The following is a 16,870-nucleotide window of genomic DNA, read 5'->3' on the forward strand; positions in this document are numbered from 1 at the left end:
CCGCGTCACCCCGATCGCAGGCCGGACCGGCGGGCCGTTCACGCCTGAACACACACACGGCGGCAGGACCCCCTCACCGAGCGTGTTGAAAAACGTTCATCTTTTCGCAATCCGTGTTTGAGACACTCGTGATGGCGTCGTTATGGTCGTTCGAGTCGCCGTTCCCCCTCCCCGGCGATTACCCAGCCCTGGAAGGTTTCTCGTGCCCACACACCACCAAGACGTGCCGGATGTAGATCGGCCGGCGTCGCGTCGACCGGATGCACCGCGCCGGGTGGCCAAGCACCGCTCTTCCCGTCGTGCGACCCGCCGTACCCAGCTGATCGGCCTGACCGCCGCGTTGGCGGCCGCGGCCGGGACCACCACGGTCGGACTCAGCTCCTCCGCGACCGGCCCGGCCACCGCGAACGCGGGCACCGGCCTGAGCGCGGCGCAGGCCGACGCTGTCACCTCGGCCCGGATCGACCGGCGCGACCTCGGTTCCCGGGACGCGTCCCGGATCGACCTGTCGCTGGCATCCGCCCGCAAGGCGGCGGCCGACAAGGTCGCCCAGCAGCGCGCGGCGAAACTGGCAGCGAACGCGACGCTGACCCAGCGCCGGGCGCTCGCGCTGTCGGCGGCGAAGGCGGCCGCGGCGAAGAAGGCCGCTGACTCGGCCAAGGCTCTGGCCGTGGCGAAGCAGGCGGCGATCGCGAAGGCGGCCGCCATCGCGAAGGCCGCGCCGAAGATCGTCCTCCCGACCACCGGCTACCACCTGACCGCTCGCTTCAACCAGGCCGGCGGTCGCTGGGCCCACAACCACACCGGCCTCGACTTCGCGGCCCCGATGGGTACGCCGGTCCGTTCGGTAATGGCCGGCGAGGTCATCCAGGCCGACTTCGAAGGCGCCTACGGCCGTCAGGTCAAGGTCCGGCATGCCGACGGCACAGTCACGTCGTACAGCCACATGGAAGAGTTCGACGTCTCCGTCGGCGACTCCGTCGAAGCAGGCTCCATGGTCGGCCGCATCGGCATGACCGGCAACACCACCGGCCCCCACGTCCACTTCGAGGTCCTCCCCCACGGCGGCGACCCGATCGACCCCGAGCCCTGGCTCCGCGACCACGGCCTAAATCCGTAACCCTCCGCTGCAACCAAGGCGCGCTACGGTTCCCCCATCACTTCGAAGAGGGGGAACTCTTGAAGCTCTACAAGTCCGCCCTGGCCCTCGCCCTCCTGGCATCCGTCCTGGTCGCGACCCAGCCCGCCCACGCTGCCCCGCAACAGGCCACCGTGACATGCGCACTCTCGGTGCCTTCCCGGATCAGCGTCGGCGGGACCTACAACAACTTCCTCGCAAGGTTCGGCTCTGGCTGCCCGGACACCATTTACACGGCGGTGTGGAAGAGCACCCCGGCAGCCACCTCGAACCCGCAGGGCAGGCTCGAGTTCACGTTCGGAAATCGCGTGGCGCAGTTCGGATTCTCCGGCGCGGTTCCGCCCATCGGGACCATTACATGGAAGCCGGCCGGCGGCGCGACCAACATCAACGGCACCAAGGTCGCCGACCTGGCTTCCGCGACCTCGGTCTCGAGGCGCGCTTCAGCCGTCGCGCTCACCGGTGGCCGCAAGGGCAGCCGTACGGCGCTGCTCACGACGGTCTCGTATTGGCGCCCGAGCAGCGACCGCTACGTCCGCTGGGCCGGCAAGCAGGTCCTGATCCAGTACCAGGACATCGGTACGACGACCTGGAAGGGCTTGGCGTACGTCACGACCAACAGCGTCGGCCAGGTGACGTACAACTACTACCCGAACAGGACCAGGCGCTACCGCGTCTACGTACCGGGAACCAGCAGCATCTGGAACATCTTCTCTCCAGTCATCAGCCGCTAGCGCACCGTCAAGCAACGTTGGGCGCGCAACCCCGCTTCTCAGCGCGGGTGGTTTGGGGAGGATCTTCTCCCCGATCTGGGCAGAGATCCTCCCCAAGTCCCGATCACCCTCCGGCTGCCGATCACGGCTGACGCGTGACGTGTTGGCAGCTGCCGGGTGCGGGGTTGACCCTCAAGCTTTCGCGGAGCAGGGCGAGGCGAGCCTGGAGGGAAATGCGCTCCCACAGCGCAAAACCCTCCGAAGTCCACTCACCCGACGCGTAACCGTCCGCCACGACCTGCTAGAGCATCTTGGCCATGTCTAGGGCGGATATGTAGGTGCCGTCGATGAGGAATTCGTTGGGGTGGGTGCCTTCTAGGACGTAGCCGTGGCGTTCGTAGAGGGTGCGGGCGGGGGTGTTGGTGCTGTGGACGTGCAGGCTGATCTTGCGGGCGCCGCGGCGGTGGCCCTCGGCGGTGGCGGCGTCCAGGAGGGCTGAGGCGACGCCCAGCCGGCGGGCCTCCTGGGCGACCGCGAGGCCGTTGATCGTCAGTACGCCGGCGCCCTCGGGGAACGGGTACTTGTCCTGCAACCGCAGGTACCCGACCAGCGCACCGTCGTACTCCGCGACCAGATGCGCCTCCGGCCCGCTCCGCTCGAAGAACGAATCCTTCAGCGTGTCCTGGTACGACGGGAACCCGGACGCGGCATCCCACGCACTCCGCTCGATAGCGAGCAGAGCCGCGTCGTCCCCCTCGACAGCGATTCGAACAGTCACGTGGCGGTCACTCGGCAGTCGTTCATCACTCACGGCGCCATCTTCTCCCACCGGACAGGTCGCCCGCCCAGGGTTATCGAAAATGTATCGAGAAGCGCAGACGCTCCGGCAACATCCGCCCCGATGAACTGGTCGCATGCTCACCGATCAGCTCACCCGAAGCGGCGAGCGCCGGAACCGCGTCGGTCTGGCGATCGTTGCCGCAGTCATCAGTCTCGCCCTGACCTCGTGTACGGCGGTCTCCGCCAACCAGTCGGCGTCCACCTCGGGCAATTCGAAGCCCGACACCGCGGACGGCGTCATGCCCGACCACACGTCGGCGTACGACACCAGCTACCCCGGCATCGCCAAGCTCGACCCGGACCTTCGCAAGGCGGTCCAGCGCGCGGAGAGCGCGATGAAGGACGACGGCATCAAGATGCAGGTCACGACCGGATGGCGGAGCAAGAAGTACCAGGAAGAGCTGCTGACCAAGGCGATCCGGCAGTACGGCAGCCGCAAGAAGGCCCTCGAGTACGTTGCCGACCCCAACGAGTCGCACCACGTCACCGGCAACGCCGTCGACCTCGGCCCGCGGGACGCGGACGACTGGCTGAGCCGCCACGGCAACCGTTACGGCCTCTGCCAGACCCTCTCCAACGAGGCCTGGCACTTCGAGCTCGTGACGAAACCCGGCGACGACTGCCCGCCGATGACCGACCCGACGAAGGGCTAACGCGGTTCCGTCGGCGGATCCGGCAGTACGGCGAGGGGACGCTGGACCCAGTGAACGTCGTGCCACTGGTCGAGCTTCCAACCGATGTTCTCGTACGTCCCGATCGGGTTGAAACCAAGGGACTTGTGCAGCCCTTCGCTGGCCGGGTTGGGCAACGTCATCCCGGCGACGGCGGTGCGGTAGCCGCGCTCGGTGAGTCGCGCGAACAGGGCCTCGTAGAGCGCTCGGCCGGCGCCGGTACGTCGGCGACCCTGCTCCAGATAGACGCTGACCTCACAGGACCAGCGGTACGCCGCTCGCGGTTTCATCGGACCGCCGTACGCGTACCCGACCACGCGGTCGTTGTCCTCCGCAACCAACCAGGCGTGCGTCGACTGCGCCTTCGCGATCCGCCCGGCCATTTCAGCAGCGTTCGGTGGGTCGATCTCGAAGGTGATCGCGGTGCCGGTGACATAAGGGGCGTAAATCGCCGCGCAAGCCTCGGCATCGGCCTCCGAGGCGTCTCTGACCTGAACCATGACACGATAGTAGACACAACTGCCGCTATAGTGGCAAGCATGTCCGACGATTTGTCTCGATCCTTGGCGGCGACCGTGCAGCAGGCGCGGACAGCACTGGATCTGTCCGTGAACGCATTGGCGGAGCGATCCGGGGTGTCCCGCGCGATGATCGGCAAGATCGAGCGGGGTGAGGCGCAGCCCACCGCCGTACTGCTGGGAAAGCTTTCAGGTGCGCTCGGTATGACGTTGTCCGAGCTGGTCGCCCGCGCCGAGAACACGGGCGAGCTGCTCCGCAGAGCGGACGACCAGCCGGTCTGGACGGACCCCGTCACCGGCTATCACCGGCGGGCCGTGTCACCGGTGACGGACAGCCCGCTCGAGTTGGTCGAGGTGGAGCTGCCCGCGGGCGCGTCGGTCTCGTACCCGGCCGACGCGTACATCTTCAAGTATCAGCAGCTGTGGATCCTCGACGGACAGCTTCGCTTCCACGAAGGCCCGCAGATCCACGAGCTGCACACCGGCGACTGCCTGCAACTTGGACCGCCCTCGGCGACGACCTTCCACAATCCGGGGACGGTCCCCTGCCGCTATCTCGTGGCGCTGGTCAAGGGCCGCGGCTGAAACCATTGCGCGAGCGCGTCCCGCAGACCCTCCTGCTCGGCGACCCCATCCCGCTCCGCGGCCCAAGCGACGTACCCGTCCGGCCTGATCAGCAACGCGAGTGGAGCCTCACCCTGCGCAGTGACCACCTCAACCCCATCCGGTACGACGGCATTGGCGAACGACGAGTCCGGCGTCAGGTCGATCAGCAACGGCCGCGCCGTCCGCATCAGCTCGGCCAATCGCACCGACCCGACCATCAGATCGGGCGCCCACCGTCCGACGAGCGGATGCTGACCTTCGTAGTACTGGATGTCGGCACCGGAGATCAGGTCCGCGATCCGCTGCACGTTCCGCGGATCATTCAAGAACTCGCCGAACAGTTGCCGCATCGCGGTGACCTCGTTGCCTGGTGCAATCAACGCGGACTGGGCCTGCGTCTGCATCACTACCCGCTCCCCCACCGGCCGCCGCTCGGCCTCGTACGTGTCGAGCAGACCCGCCGGCGCCGTACCCTGCACCTCGGCCGCCAGCTTCCACCCGAGGTTGACCGCATCCTGCAGCCCGAGGTTCAGCCCCGGCCCACCAATCGCGGAATGCACATGCGCAGCATCGCCGACCAGCAACACCCGGCCCGACCGGAAGGTCGAAGCCAACCGACTGTTGCCGCCGACAAGCCGCCGCATCTGCCGCGCACCCTCACCCGTTGGCTCGACCAACGGTAGGTGTACGCCGAGCACTCGATCGGTGCTCGCCTGCAACTCGGCGAACGTCATCTCCTCGTCCGGCGGCGTGTCCCACTCGCCGGTGCTGATCGCGGGAAGCCGATCCTTGAACGCCGCCCAGACGAACAGGCCACGCTCCGTCCGCTGATGCATGAACGGCGGCACCACGCCGTACCCCGGGATCTTGAGCAGGCCGTCCTCGACGTACTCCGGGGACACCGCAGCGCTGCCAGTCCGCGACACCATCTTGTCGTTGGTGACGCCAGGGAAGTCGATCCCGGCCAGCTTGCGGGTGACGCTCTTGCCGCCGTCGGCGCCGACCAGGTACGCGGCTCGTAGCTCGTACTCCCCGTCCGGCCCGGACAGCGAGACCGTGACCCCGTCCGCGTCCTGGGTGAACCCGATCAGCTCGTGACCGCGCCGGATCTCCACCCCGAGTTCGAGCGCCCGCTCCTGCAGGACCTCCTCGATGCGGACCTGCGGCACCTGCAGCAGATAGACCGGGTTGTCCTCGAGTAGGTCGAGCCGCAACGGCATCGCGCCGAAGACGAATCCGGGAGTGGGTTGCGGCGCACCCGTCGTACCGCTCAATCGCTCGAAGAGGCCGCGTCGGTCGAGCATCCGCACGACCTGTCCAACCAGGCCGTTGGCGCGTGGCACCGTACTGCGTTCCGGCAGTTTCTCGAGCACGATCGGCCGGACTCCGGCCAACCGCAGTTCGCTGGCGAGCATGAGACCGTTCGGTCCGGCTCCGGCGATGATGACTTCTGCGTCCATGACGTTTCCCTCCACTTGGGCATGACTGACCACCCCGGCGACTGACCGGGGATCAAGAAGTTGTGTGCTATTCCGGAACTGGCAGGCCGGCTTCGACCTGGTCGAGCGCCTCCGTCAGCAGGTCGGCGATCGACCGCGGCGGATCGGCCCGCAGCCACTCGGCCATCACGACCCCGCGGGCCGCGCCGATGACCTCTGCGACGAGCCGCGGATACAACCCCGACGCGCCGGTCCGGTCGGCGATCGCGGCCGCCAGCTCCTCGCCGACGCGGGCGTACGCTCGCGCGATCGCACCCTGCAGCGCGGGCTCGGTCATCATCAACCGGATGCCGTTGAGCCACTGCTCGTCCGGTGGCCGCCGCCCGCCGTGACCCTCCTCGCCGAGCGCGAAGTGGGCCTCGATCGCGGCCCGGATCGCCACCCACAACGGCTCGTCGGCCGGCCGCGCGCGGAGCTCCTCGGCGATCTTCAGACTGCGATCGACCTCGCGGGCGGCGATCGCATCGGCCTTGCTGTCGAAGTAGTTGCGGAATGTCCGCAGCGAGACCCCGGCCTCGGCGGCGATGTCCTCGATCCGCACCGCGCCGTACCCGCGCTCGACGGCGAGCCGGACCGCCGCCCAGCTCAGCGCGATCCGGGTCTCCTGCTTCTTCCGCTCCCGCAATCCTTCGGCCATGACTCGACCGTAACAGAACTTGCCCAAAGAGCAAAGATGCCTTTTAGGCAAATTTATCCGAACCCGGGAATCCTTCAGGCCAGGCGTGGTTGGGTTACGACATGACGGTGTCCCCGCTGGTCTGGGTGCTGACGTTGCTGGCGATCGTCGGCCTGCTGCTGTTCGACTACTTCTTCCACGTCCGGTCGGCCCATGTCCCGACGCTCCGCGAGGCCGCGATCTGGTCCGCCCTGTACGTCGGGATCGCGATCATCTTCGGACTCGGCACGCTCGTCATCGGCGGCACCGAGATGGGTTCGGAGTACTTCGCCGGGTACGTCACGGAGAAGGCGCTGTCGGTCGACAACCTGTTCGTGTTCCTGATCATCATGACCGGCTTCCGGGTGCCGCGGGAGAACCAGCAGAAGGTGCTGCTGGTCGGGATCGTGGTCAGCCTGATCGCCCGGGCCGCGTTCATCTTCGCCGGCTCCGCACTGCTGCACACCTTCTCCTGGGTGTTCTACCTGTTCGGGATCGCGCTGCTGCTGACCGCCGGCAACATGCTCAAGCCGGAGACCGAGGAGTCGCACCAGGCGCAGAACATCGTCGTACGGCTGGCCCGAAGACTCTTCCGGACGAGCGAGGAGTACGACGACGACCGGCTGACCACTGTGGTCAACGGGCGCCGGATGCTGACGCCGATGCTGCTGGTGATGGTCGCGATCGGCGCCACCGACCTGATGTTCGCGCTCGACTCGATCCCGGCGATCTTCGGCCTGACCCAGAACGTGTACGTCGTGTTCACCGCGACCGCGTTCAGCCTGCTCGGCCTGCGGCAACTGTTCTTCCTGCTCGACGGGCTGCTGGACCGGCTGATCTACCTGTCGTTCGGACTGGCCGCGATCCTGATGTTCATCGGCGCCAAGCTGATCCTGCACGCACTGCACGAGAACAACCTGCCGTTCGTCAACGGCGGCGACCACGTCGACGTGATGGAGATCAGCACCGGCCTGTCCCTGGCCGTCATCCTCGTGGTCCTGCTGATCACGATCTTCGCGTCCCTGTTCAGCACCCGCGGCCGAACGGTCACCGCGATGGCCCACATCCGCCGCGACGCGAACGCCTACCTCGACCCGGAGTACACCGACGACCCGGGCGAGCGCGAGCGCGTCTTCCAGCGACTCCTCCGCGCCCGCGACCACATCACCGACCTAGGCCCAAAGGCCAAACAACACGTCCTCAACGAAGCCGACCTCATGGCCCTCTGCCGCCAAGTAGGCGAAGCCCACGCCGAAGCCCACGCAGACCACGAAATCCGCCCCTCCCTCTAACCCGCCACGATCAGGCCCTGGGCAGCCAGACGCGCATGGCACCGATCTCTCGGTTCGCCCACGCGTAGTACGGGATGGCGACCACGTCGACCTCGTCGCCGGTGGAGTCCTGCACGTCCGGCTCGAACGACCAACCGGGTCGATGCCCGGTCCCCGCTTTCCCGCGAGCCTTCAGCACAGTCAACCCGCCCAGCAGCTCCGACGCCTCGGCAGTGGGTGCCTCTGGCAACAAGTGCAGGTCGTCGACATTCGCCTGGTTGTCGGCCTGCTCGACCGCATAGACGAGCGGCCCACACTCCAGAGCAACACACCCACGGACGGCATCGATGCGTGGATCTGCACCTACTACTCGCGGTGTGAGCGGCAGAACCAGCTCGATCTCGGAAGCCTCCACCCGGGCATACCCACCCGCAGCAACCTGGTCACCGTTCACCGTGGCTCCCTCCGCCCAGCTGGGAATGCGGAGCTCGACAACAGTTGGTTTCGGAGCCGTGATCCGGACCGTGCCGTCCCAGGGGTAGGCGGTTTCCACCTGTAGATCGCCTATCACACCGGTCGCGTACTGGTGGATCTGCACCGCGTCGTCGGTCGTCGTCGCGAGGTAGCCGTCGAGGCTGGACAGGGTGCGCATGATGTTCGGCGGGCAGCATGCGCAGTCGAACCACCCGCGCCGCCCGAGCGCCGGACTCCGCCCGTTGTCCGGATACGCCGCCCCGCGCAGCTGGAGCGGGTTGACGTAGAAGTACTCCGTCCCGCTCAACGACACGCCCGCGAGGAACCCGTTGTAGAGCATCCGCTCGAGAGCATCGGCGTACGACGCCTCGCCCGTCGCGAGCAGCATCCGCCAGGCCCACTGGATCCCGCCGATCGCCGCACAGGTCTCGGCGTACGCGCGGTCCGGCGGCAGCTCGTACTCGTCGCCGAACGCCTCACCCTCCCAGCGCGCACCCAGACCGCCGGTGACGTACGTCTTCGTCGACCACATGTGGTCGAACTGCCGCTTCAGAGCGTCGAGCAACTCCGCGTCGCCGGTCTCCAGCGCGACATCGGTGGCACCAGCGGCCAGGTAGACCGCGCGGACCGAGTGCCCCTCGACCGACGTCGCCTCGCGGACCGGGACGCGGTCGGAGAAGTACGCCGGTGCGTGGCCGTGGTTCTCGATGATCCCGTGACCGCGGGCGTCCACGAACCACTTGGCCAGCTCGAGGTACGCCGCCGTACCGGTTTCTCGATAAAGCTCGACCAGGGCCATCTCGATCACCGGGTGGCCGTCGACGTCCACGGTCTTGCCGTCGCCGAAGGTCGCGACCAGATGATCGGCGAGCTTGGTCGCCACGTCGAGCAGCGCGCGGTCGCCGGTGCAGCGGACCTGCGCGACCGCGGCCTGGATCAGATGGCCGGCGCAGTAGTGCTCATGGCTCCAGACGAGTTGCTGGTAACGGCCCTCGTCGCCGTACCGGAGCTGGACGACCGAGTCGAGGTAGCCGTCCTCGCGCTGCGCGGCCGAGACGATCGCGGTCAGGTCGCGGATCCGCTTGAGCAGGTCCTCGTCGGGGTTGCGTCCGTACTCCCAGGCGGCGGCCTCGAGCCATTTGTAGACGTCGGAGTCGGCGAAGACCGGGCCGATCGCCTCGCCTTCGCCGATGCCGGCGGCGAGCCGGAGGTTCTGCAGATTGCCGGCCTTCTCGAGCTGGTCCTGGCCGCTGGGGATCGCGTCGGCGCCGTTGCGGGCCTGTCGCGGCGACCAGAAGCCGCCGGTGATCGTGGCCTGTCCGAGGCCGAGCGGGCGTCGGCGGCCCTTCGTCGTGGCGGCGGGGCTGCGAGGGGCTGTGCTCATCGCGCGGCTCCTGAGTTAGGAAAATCCGGAACACGTTTTCCTGCACGAAGGTAGAGAGCCAAGCGCTGAAGGTCAAGCCCTCACGGCACAGTTCGGCTAGGCTTCCGGAAACTTCGGAAAGGAGTTGCCGGATGCGCTCGCAACCGCGGATCACGGATGTTGCCGCGTTGGCGGGCGTCGCCACGAGCACGGCGTCCAAGGCGCTCAACGACACCGGTCAGCTCCGCGAAGAGACCCGCGAGCGGGTACGCCGGGCCGCCGAGCAGCTCGGGTTCACACCGGACAGCCGCGGCCGGGCGCTGTCGTCCGGGCGCAGCTTCACGGTCGGGCTGATCACCACCGACAGCTCCGGGCGGTTCAGCATCCCGATCATGCTCGGTGCCGAGGACGCACTCAGCGCCGGTGAGATGGCGCTCGTCCTGTGCGACACCCGCGACGACCCGCTGCGCGAACAGCACTACCTGAAGTCGCTGGTGTCCCGGCGGGTGGACGGCATCATCGTGACCGGCCGCCGGACCGAGCCGCGGGCGCCGATCGACGTACCCATCCCGGTCGTCTACGCCTTCAGCCCGTCGACCGATCCGGACGACACCTCGGTGATCGTCGACGATCACGGCGGTTGCGGCTCGACCGTTCGGCACCTGCTGTCGCTGGGACGGCAGCGGATCGCACACGTCACCGGGCCGGACTCCCACCACAGCGCCCGGGTCCGCGCCGCGGCCACGGTCGAGGCAGCGGGCGACGCGCTGGCCGGCGAGCCGTTGCACGGCGAGTGGAGTGAGCGGTGGGGCCGGCATGCGGTCGACGTACTGCTCCGGACGCAGCCGAGCGTCGACGCGATCTCCTGCGGCAGCGACCAGATCGCCCGCGGCGTCTGCGACCGGCTGCGCGAGCTCGGGCGCTCGGTGCCGGACGACATCGCGGTCTCCGGCTACGACAACTGGTCGGTGATGGCGCTGGCGAGCCGTCCGCCGCTCACCACGGTCGACATGCAACTCGAGGAACTCGGCCGCCGGACCGCCAACCTGCTCCTCGACGCCATCGCCGGCTCGACCCACAGCGGTCCGCTGGAGCTACCGACCCGCCTGATCACCCGGGAATCGACGTTGGGCACCTGAAACGTCACCCGTTCGACCGCTGCTGGTTGCCGAAGCCCGTCTAGATTGAGTCAGGTGCTGCGCAAGCTCCTGATTGGCGTAGCGGTGATCGCCACACTCGTGGCGGGGGTGGGCACCGCACGTCTGGTTCTTGATCCCACCGGTGGCGTCGTGAAGCAGCTGACGTATCTGCGGACCGAGATCGAGGGCGGGGCTGATCGGGCCGCGCAGAAGCAGTTCCCGGAGGGGTACTTCTTCCTCAACGTGCTCTACGGGCTCAGCTGGGTCCAGGTCGGGCTCGACGACCCGGCGCGGTCCGTCGACGCGACCGCGGAGGTCCGCTGGGCGCTCGACCGGCTCGCCGCGACGGACGGGACCGCTCCCTTCGACGAGTCGCTGCAACCGCAGTACGGCGTCTTTTACGCGGGGTGGACGAACTGGCTGCGCGGCGGCCTGATCGCGCTCGGTCACTCCGACGCCGCCGATCTCGACACGTTCACCAGCGAGTCGGTCGAGATCGCGACCGCGTTCCGGACCGCGAGTACGCCGTACCTGCCGTCGTACCCAGGTCAGGCCTGGCCGGTCGACTCGGTCGTCGCGATCGCCTCGCTCCGGCAGTACGACGCACTGGTCGCGCCGCGGTTCGGGCAGATCGCGCGGAACTGGGTCACGGCGGCGAAGACCAAGCTGGACCCGGCGACCGGTCTGCTGCCGCACCAGGTCGCGCCGCAGGTGTCGGGGGCGCGCGGTTCGTCGCAGGCGATGATCCAGCGGTTCCTGGTGGACATCGATCCGACCTTCGCGCGAACGCAGTACGAGATCTTCAAGGACAAGTTCGTCACCGGGGTCGGCGTTCGGGAGTACCCGAAGGGGACCGGCGGTAAGGGCGACTCCGACTCGGGGCCGCTGATCCTCGGGATGAGTCTGTCCGCGACCGTGGTCACCGTCGGCGCCGCGCGGGTGCACCACGATCCGCTCGCCGGCCGGCTGGCCCGTGAAGGCGAGCTGCTTGGGCTGCCGCTCACCGGGCTCAAGACGAAGCGGTACCTGTTCGGGGCGGTGCCGATCGGGGACGCGTTCCTCGCCTGGTCCACCTCCGCCCGGCCGCTGGTCGCCCCCGAACAGGCGAAGCTCGACGGCGGCTCGGGCTGGTGGAGATTGCCCTGGCTGGTGGTGCTGTGGTTGCCGGCCCTGATTCTCTGGGGCGCTCTCCGGCTCAGGCACCGCGGTCGAAGACGGAGGCGTGCGCATTAGGGTGGTCGGGTGCAACGGATCTCGTCGCGGAACGCCCGGTTCCAGGTATGGCAGGCGTCGCTGACCAATCGGACCAAGCGGCAGCGGGCCGGTGAGTTCCTGGTCCAGGGGGTGCGGCCGATTTCTGTTGCCGTCGACAACGGATGGCCGGTGCGGACGGTGATCACCGACGCGTCCCGGCCGTCGTCACGGTGGGCGTCGGAGTTGCTGCAGCGGCTGCCGGGGGTCGAGCAGGTCGCGATGGCGCCGGAGTTGCTGGCGGAGCTCGGCGAGAAGGACGATCCCGAGCTGATCGCCGTACTCGAACTGCCGGCTGATGATCTCGATCGGATCCCGGTCGGGCCCGAGTTCCTCGGGGTCGTCTTCGACCGGCCGACCGGGCCGGGGAACATCGGCTCGATCATCCGGTCCGCGGACGCGTTCGGCGCCGACGGGGTGATCGTCACCGGACACGCGGCCGACATCTACGACCCGAAGGCGGTCCGCGCGACGACGGGATCGCTGTTCGCAATTCCCGCCGTACGCGCGGCCTCCCATCGTGAGGTGCTCGACTGGGCCGGCCGATCCGAGGTCCCGATCGTTGTCGTCGGCACCGACGAGCACGGTTCGGCCAACGTTTACGACTTCGACTTCACCCAGCCGGTGCTGCTGCTGATCGGCAACGAGACCGCCGGTCTGAGCACCGCCTGGAAGGAAGCCGCCGACCAGCTGGTCCGCATCCCGATCACCGGCTCAGCCAGCTCCCTCAACGCAGCCAACGCCGCAACCGCAGTCCTGTACGAAATCTCCCGCCAGCGCTCAGGCGGTGCAGAGTAGTTCGCTGTGGAGGATGGAGACCCAGCCGTCGGGGGTGGTGGTCCAGGTCTTCCAGGCCTGTGAGATCGCTTCGAGCTTCTCCTCCGGTACGCCGGATGCGCGGGCCTGGTCGGCGAGGGCGGACTTCAGGATGCGGTCCGCCCACATGCCGCCCCAGAAGGCACGGTCCTCCGGGTTGGTGAACGCCCAGGTGGACGTGGTCGCGTCCACCTGCTCGAAGCCCGCCGCCAAAGCCCAGGACAGTAGGCGCCGACCGGCGTCCGGTTCGCCGCCGTTGGCGCGCGCCATTCGCTGGTAGAGCGCCATCCATTCGTCCAGCTCGGGCAGCGCCGGGTACCAGACGAAACCGTGGTAGTCCGAGTCGCGGACCGCGACGATCCCGCCGGGCTTGCAGACGCGACGCATCTCGCGCAACGCCTGCACCGGATCCGCGACGTGCTGCAGGACTTGGTGCGCGTGTACGACGTCGTACGTGTCGTCGGGCAGGTCCAGCGCGTGTACGTCGCCGGCGACAAACTCGATGTCGATGTCCAGGTTGGCGAAGGTCGCCCTAGTGATGTCGAGCGCCGCCTCGTTCGCCTCGAGCGCGGTCGTCGGCCCGGGCTCGACCAGCCGGGCCAGGTCGGCGGTGATGGTGCCGGGACCGGCGCCGACGTCGAGCAACGACATTCCGGGCCGCAGGTGCGGAAGCAGATAACCGGCCGAGTTCTCGGCGGTCCGCCAGCTGTGCGACCGCAGTACCGACTCGTGATGTCCGTGCGTGTACACGTTGTTCATCCCAGGCTCCTTTGCCCTCTTGACCCTCCCCACGCTAACTCAGAGTCTTGATAAATGAGACATATCATCTTGATATACGAGACGATGTTCATGACCGAATATGGCCAGACCCGGGGCCGGTGCGCGGGCGAACCTTGAGGTACTTCGAACCACACCTCAGGAGGAAACAGATGTTGGCAAAGGTCTTTCCGATCAAGCTGAAGGACGGCAACCAGGCCGCCGCCGAGGCGATCGTGCAGGAGTTCGCGCCGAGGGGGCCGGGCGCGGAGGAGGGCACGCTGTCGTTCCGCGTGTACCGCGATCCGGCGAAGCCGGACTACCTGTTGTTCGTCGAGCACTTCGCGGACCAGGCGGCGTACGACGCACACACCGGATCGTCGGCGTACAAGGAACTCATCGCGGGCGGGTTCGCCGACCTGATCGTCGAGTTCGTCGAGATCGACCACGAACTGCTGGTCAGCCTGTGAGCACTCAGAACGAGTTGGCGCGGCGGCTGCGTGAGCTGCACGGGCAGCCGCCGCTCGTGCTGCCGAACGCGTGGGACGCCGGTTCGGCCCGCGCGATCGAGGCCGCGGGTGCGACCGCGATCGCGACGACGAGCGCTGGCGTCGCGTGGGCCGCCGGGGTGGACGACGCCGGCGGTCTCAACCGGGAGTCTGCGGTCGTAGTACTCCGGGCTATCTGCAAGGCGGTCGCGGTGCCAGTCACGGCCGACATCGAGGCCGGGTACGGCGATGTCGCGGGAACGGTCACCGATGTCATCGAGGCAGGCGTCGTCGGCATCAACCTGGAGGACAGCACGGGTCGGGTCCTCGACGAACCCACTGTGCATGCCGAACGAATCAAGGCGGCCCGGGCCGCGGCAGTTGCCGCCGGCATCGAGCTGGTGATCAACGCGCGAACCGACACCTACCTGTTCGGCGACAAGACCGGGACACTCGAGCGCGCGAAGCTGTACGCCGACGCAGGCGCGGACGTGCTGTTCGTGCCCGGTGTGGTCGATGCGGCAACGATCACCGAGCTCGTTGCGGGATCACCGCTGCCGCTCAACGTGATGGTGGGCCCAGGCGCGCCGAGCGTTGGCGAGCTCGCGGAACTCGGGGTGGCTCGAATCAGCGTCGGCCCGGCGATCACAAGCGCGGCGTACGCGCTGGCGACCGCTGCGGCGAAGGAGATGCTGACCAGCGGCACCTACGAGACGCTGGTCAGTCGATAGACGGCGGCGAGCGAGCGCCACGGCCGCAGGCGCTCGCTCTCGCCGGCCAGCGGCCACGCGTCACGGGCACCGAGCCGCAGCGCGATCTCTTGTGCAGCACGGGTGCTCGTGACGGTCTCCAACGAGCGGACCAAACCCTCGAGATCAGCCTCGAGCACAATGTTGCCGTCAGCAACTTCACGTGCGAGCGGCCCGACCAGCTCGGCGCCGGTCAACGCCTCCGGCCCTGGGAACGCGTGGGTCAGCCCGTGACCGAGCCCCGCGACAGGTACGCCGTACACCTGGACGAGCTTCTGCAGCGCCTCGGTCGCATCGTCCGTAGGCAGTTGATCGCGGACGACCGCTTGGACAGCGACCTCGAACGGACCCCAGGCGCCGGGCACGCGGACACCAGGACGAGCCGCAACCAACGGGCCGAGGTCCGGGTCAGCGGAGAGATGGGCACGAGCTCGGATCGGCTCGCAGTCCAGACCGGCCAGGCACGCGGCGCGGTCGACGACATGCATGACGCCCTCCCAGAACGGAAGGTGCGCGCGGAGAAGCAGGTAGTCGTCGCCGCCCGCGCCGAGCTCTAGCACGCCCGGCTCGCCATCGAGCGAGATCGTCCGCCGGTACACCCCGTCCTCGACCGACTCGACACCCGGGATCGCGTGCGCTGCAAGGAAAGCGGCCGTCGCTTCCCAGTCGTACGGCGGGGTGAACGGCAATCGCAGTACCAGACCGCCGTCGGCCACCAAGCGATCGCCGCGACGCCGGCGATCGCGGAGCTCGCGGGGCGATGCACGGAAGATCTCCTGGATCGCCCGGTTGAACTGCCGCAGGCTGCCGAAACCGGAGGCGAACGCGATCTCCGCGATGCCCAGATCGGTGTCGTCCAGCAACCGCCGCGCGAAGTGCGCCCGCCGCGACCGGGCGAACTGATCCGGAGTCACGCCGAGGTGATCGTGGAACATCCGGCGCAGATGCCGCGCCGACACCCCGAGCCGCGTGCCCAGTGCCTCTTCGCCGGACTGGTCCAGCAGGCCGGCGATGATCAACTGCACCGCCCGGCAGACCAGCTCGGGCGCCTCGTCCGCGACCGTCCCGGCGACCCTATAGGGCCTGCAGCGCAGGCAGGCGCGATACCCGGCCGCTTCCGCCGCGGCCGGCAGCTCGAACGTGCTCACGTTCTCCGCGAGCGGCTTGGCGCCACAACCGGGCCGGCAGTAGATGCCCGTCGTACGGACCGCCGAATACGTCGTCACATCAGCACGGTAGCTGCGGCCACCGACAGTTCTGACGCGCTCCTTACACCGAGCGCTCTCAGTCAACGCTAAGGTACGGCGAGTGCATTCGAAACCGATGCTTGTTGTGGTGAGTGGTCCGCCCGGAACCGGAAAGACCACCCTCGCGCACCGGATCGCCACCGCGATCGGCTGCCCCGCCATCTGCCGCGACGAGATCAAAGAGGGCATGGCGCACGCGACCCCAGGTTTCGTGCCCGGCCCCGGCGACCCGCTCACGATGCGGACGCTGTCGACGTTCTTCGACGTGATCGGCCTGCTGATCGGCCGCGGTACGTCGGTGGTCGCAGAGGCAGCCTTCCAGGACCGCTTGTGGAACCCAGGCCTCAGCCCCCTCCTGGCCCGCGCCGACATCCGGATCGTCCACTGCACAGTGCCCGCCGAGGTCGCGCTCGCTCGGATCACCGCACGGTCCAGCTCGGATCCGCGCCGCTCCGCCCACGAGGACGCCCAGATCAGCCCCGACGCCCGGCTCCGAACCCACAACGCCTTCCAGCCGGTCGATCTGCCCGTCCCGTCCCTCACCTTGGACACCACTGGCGAACCGCCGCTGGATGAGGTCCTCGCGTTCTTGTCACGCTAACGACAGGAGGTAGTCGCCTCGCGGCGGCTGCGCACGAGGCGCTCAGGCGGGAGTTGGACGAGCGTGGTGGACTAC

The 16,870-nt window shown here is 68.2% G+C and carries 18 protein-coding genes; 11 read left to right on the forward strand and 7 right to left on the reverse strand.

Annotated features, from left to right (window positions below; all coding sequences use genetic code 11):
* Window positions 1–223 precede the first annotated feature (223 nt).
* Together EV650_RS18585 and EV650_RS18590 are read left to right on the forward strand one after the other, a co-directional pair.
* Window positions 224–1,120 carry a M23 family metallopeptidase gene (locus EV650_RS18585; RefSeq protein ID WP_238174311.1) on the forward strand — a complete coding sequence of 299 codons (897 nt, stop codon included), beginning with the start codon at window positions 224–226 and terminating at the stop codon, window positions 1,118–1,120.
* A 59-nt stretch (window positions 1,121–1,179) separates the two neighbouring features.
* Complete coding sequence (locus EV650_RS18590) at window positions 1,180–1,872, forward strand: hypothetical protein (RefSeq protein WP_134120313.1); 693 nt, start codon at window positions 1,180–1,182, stop codon at window positions 1,870–1,872.
* Between the two features lie 280 nt (window positions 1,873–2,152).
* On the opposite strand, the gene EV650_RS18595 is transcribed toward EV650_RS18590, so the two are convergent.
* Window positions 2,153–2,662 carry a GNAT family N-acetyltransferase gene (locus EV650_RS18595; protein WP_238174312.1) on the reverse strand — a complete coding sequence of 170 codons (510 nt, stop codon included), beginning with the start codon at window positions 2,660–2,662 and terminating at the stop codon, window positions 2,153–2,155.
* A 103-nt stretch (window positions 2,663–2,765) separates the two neighbouring features.
* On the opposite strand from EV650_RS18595, the gene EV650_RS18600 reads away from it, so the two are divergent.
* Window positions 2,766–3,344 (forward strand): M15 family metallopeptidase, encoded by a 579-nt coding sequence (locus EV650_RS18600; RefSeq protein WP_134120315.1) that lies wholly within the window; start codon window positions 2,766–2,768, stop codon window positions 3,342–3,344.
* On the opposite strand, the gene EV650_RS18605 is transcribed toward EV650_RS18600, so the two are convergent.
* Window positions 3,341–3,862, reverse strand: a complete 522-nt coding sequence (locus tag EV650_RS18605; protein WP_134120316.1) for a GNAT family N-acetyltransferase — start codon at window positions 3,860–3,862, stop codon at window positions 3,341–3,343. The genes EV650_RS18600 and EV650_RS18605 overlap by 4 nt on opposite strands.
* A gap of 39 nt (window positions 3,863–3,901) precedes the next feature.
* Here EV650_RS18605 and EV650_RS18610 point away from each other — a divergent pair, with 39 nt between their 5' ends.
* Window positions 3,902–4,465: a helix-turn-helix domain-containing protein gene (locus EV650_RS18610; protein WP_134120317.1), complete on the forward strand. Its 564-nt coding sequence runs from the start codon at window positions 3,902–3,904 to the stop codon at window positions 4,463–4,465.
* On the opposite strand, the gene EV650_RS18615 is transcribed toward EV650_RS18610, so the two are convergent.
* Together EV650_RS18615 and EV650_RS18620 are read right to left on the reverse strand one after the other, a co-directional pair.
* Complete coding sequence (locus EV650_RS18615; protein WP_134120318.1) at window positions 4,432–5,946, reverse strand: FAD-dependent monooxygenase; 1,515 nt, start codon at window positions 5,944–5,946, stop codon at window positions 4,432–4,434. The two genes, EV650_RS18610 and EV650_RS18615, sit on opposite strands and share 34 nt — an antisense overlap.
* Window positions 5,947–6,013: 67 nt before the next feature.
* Window positions 6,014–6,622 (reverse strand): acyl-CoA-like ligand-binding transcription factor, encoded by a 609-nt coding sequence (locus tag EV650_RS18620; RefSeq protein WP_134120319.1) that lies wholly within the window; start codon window positions 6,620–6,622, stop codon window positions 6,014–6,016.
* 101 nt (window positions 6,623–6,723) lie between these two features.
* Here EV650_RS18620 and EV650_RS18625 point away from each other — a divergent pair, with 101 nt between their 5' ends.
* Window positions 6,724–7,932, forward strand: coding sequence for a TerC family protein (locus EV650_RS18625; protein ID WP_134120320.1), 1,209 nt, complete (start codon window positions 6,724–6,726; stop codon window positions 7,930–7,932).
* Between the two features lie 10 nt (window positions 7,933–7,942).
* Here EV650_RS18625 and EV650_RS18630 read toward each other — a convergent pair whose 3' ends face one another.
* Window positions 7,943–9,769 carry a glycoside hydrolase family 127 protein gene (locus EV650_RS18630; RefSeq protein WP_134120321.1) on the reverse strand — a complete coding sequence of 609 codons (1,827 nt, stop codon included), beginning with the start codon at window positions 9,767–9,769 and terminating at the stop codon, window positions 7,943–7,945.
* A 131-nt stretch (window positions 9,770–9,900) separates the two neighbouring features.
* Here EV650_RS18630 and EV650_RS18635 point away from each other — a divergent pair, with 131 nt between their 5' ends.
* The 3 genes from EV650_RS18635 to EV650_RS18645 are packed head-to-tail and all read left to right on the forward strand — an operon-like array spanning window position 9,901 to window position 12,936.
* Window positions 9,901–10,887 (forward strand): LacI family DNA-binding transcriptional regulator, encoded by a 987-nt coding sequence (locus EV650_RS18635; protein WP_134120322.1) that lies wholly within the window; start codon window positions 9,901–9,903, stop codon window positions 10,885–10,887.
* A 54-nt stretch (window positions 10,888–10,941) separates the two neighbouring features.
* Window positions 10,942–12,120 (forward strand): hypothetical protein, encoded by a 1,179-nt coding sequence (locus EV650_RS18640; protein ID WP_134120323.1) that lies wholly within the window; start codon window positions 10,942–10,944, stop codon window positions 12,118–12,120.
* 9 nt (window positions 12,121–12,129) lie between these two features.
* A complete protein-coding gene (locus EV650_RS18645) occupies window positions 12,130–12,936 on the forward strand; it encodes a TrmH family RNA methyltransferase (protein WP_134120324.1) in 807 nt (268 codons plus the stop codon).
* Here EV650_RS18645 and EV650_RS18650 read toward each other — a convergent pair.
* On the reverse strand, window positions 12,919–13,713 hold the full coding sequence (locus tag EV650_RS18650) for a class I SAM-dependent methyltransferase (RefSeq protein WP_134120325.1): 795 nt from the start codon (window positions 13,711–13,713) through the stop codon (window positions 12,919–12,921). The genes EV650_RS18645 and EV650_RS18650 overlap by 18 nt on opposite strands.
* Before the next feature lie 170 nt (window positions 13,714–13,883).
* Between EV650_RS18650 and EV650_RS18655 the strand changes: the two genes are divergently transcribed.
* Complete coding sequence (locus tag EV650_RS18655) at window positions 13,884–14,180, forward strand: putative quinol monooxygenase (RefSeq protein ID WP_134120326.1); 297 nt, start codon at window positions 13,884–13,886, stop codon at window positions 14,178–14,180.
* Entirely contained in the window at window positions 14,177–14,929 is a 753-nt protein-coding gene (locus tag EV650_RS18660; RefSeq protein ID WP_134120327.1) for an isocitrate lyase/PEP mutase family protein, read from the forward strand. The genes EV650_RS18655 and EV650_RS18660 overlap by 4 nt, the downstream gene beginning before the upstream one ends.
* Here the strand turns inward: EV650_RS18660 and EV650_RS18665 are convergent.
* Window positions 14,905–16,356 carry an AlkA N-terminal domain-containing protein gene (locus EV650_RS18665; RefSeq protein WP_134120328.1) on the reverse strand — a complete coding sequence of 484 codons (1,452 nt, stop codon included), beginning with the start codon at window positions 16,354–16,356 and terminating at the stop codon, window positions 14,905–14,907. The genes EV650_RS18660 and EV650_RS18665 overlap by 25 nt on opposite strands.
* Between EV650_RS18665 and EV650_RS18670 the strand changes: the two genes are divergently transcribed.
* Complete coding sequence (locus tag EV650_RS18670) at window positions 16,256–16,795, forward strand: P-loop nucleotide/nucleoside kinase family protein (protein WP_238174314.1); 540 nt, start codon at window positions 16,256–16,258, stop codon at window positions 16,793–16,795. The genes EV650_RS18665 and EV650_RS18670 overlap by 101 nt on opposite strands.
* Window positions 16,796–16,870: the final 75 nt, after the last annotated feature.

Origin of the sequence: Kribbella kalugense (assembly GCF_004365875.1) — a bacterium.
Lineage (GTDB): Bacteria > Actinomycetota > Actinomycetes > Propionibacteriales > Kribbellaceae > Kribbella > Kribbella kalugense.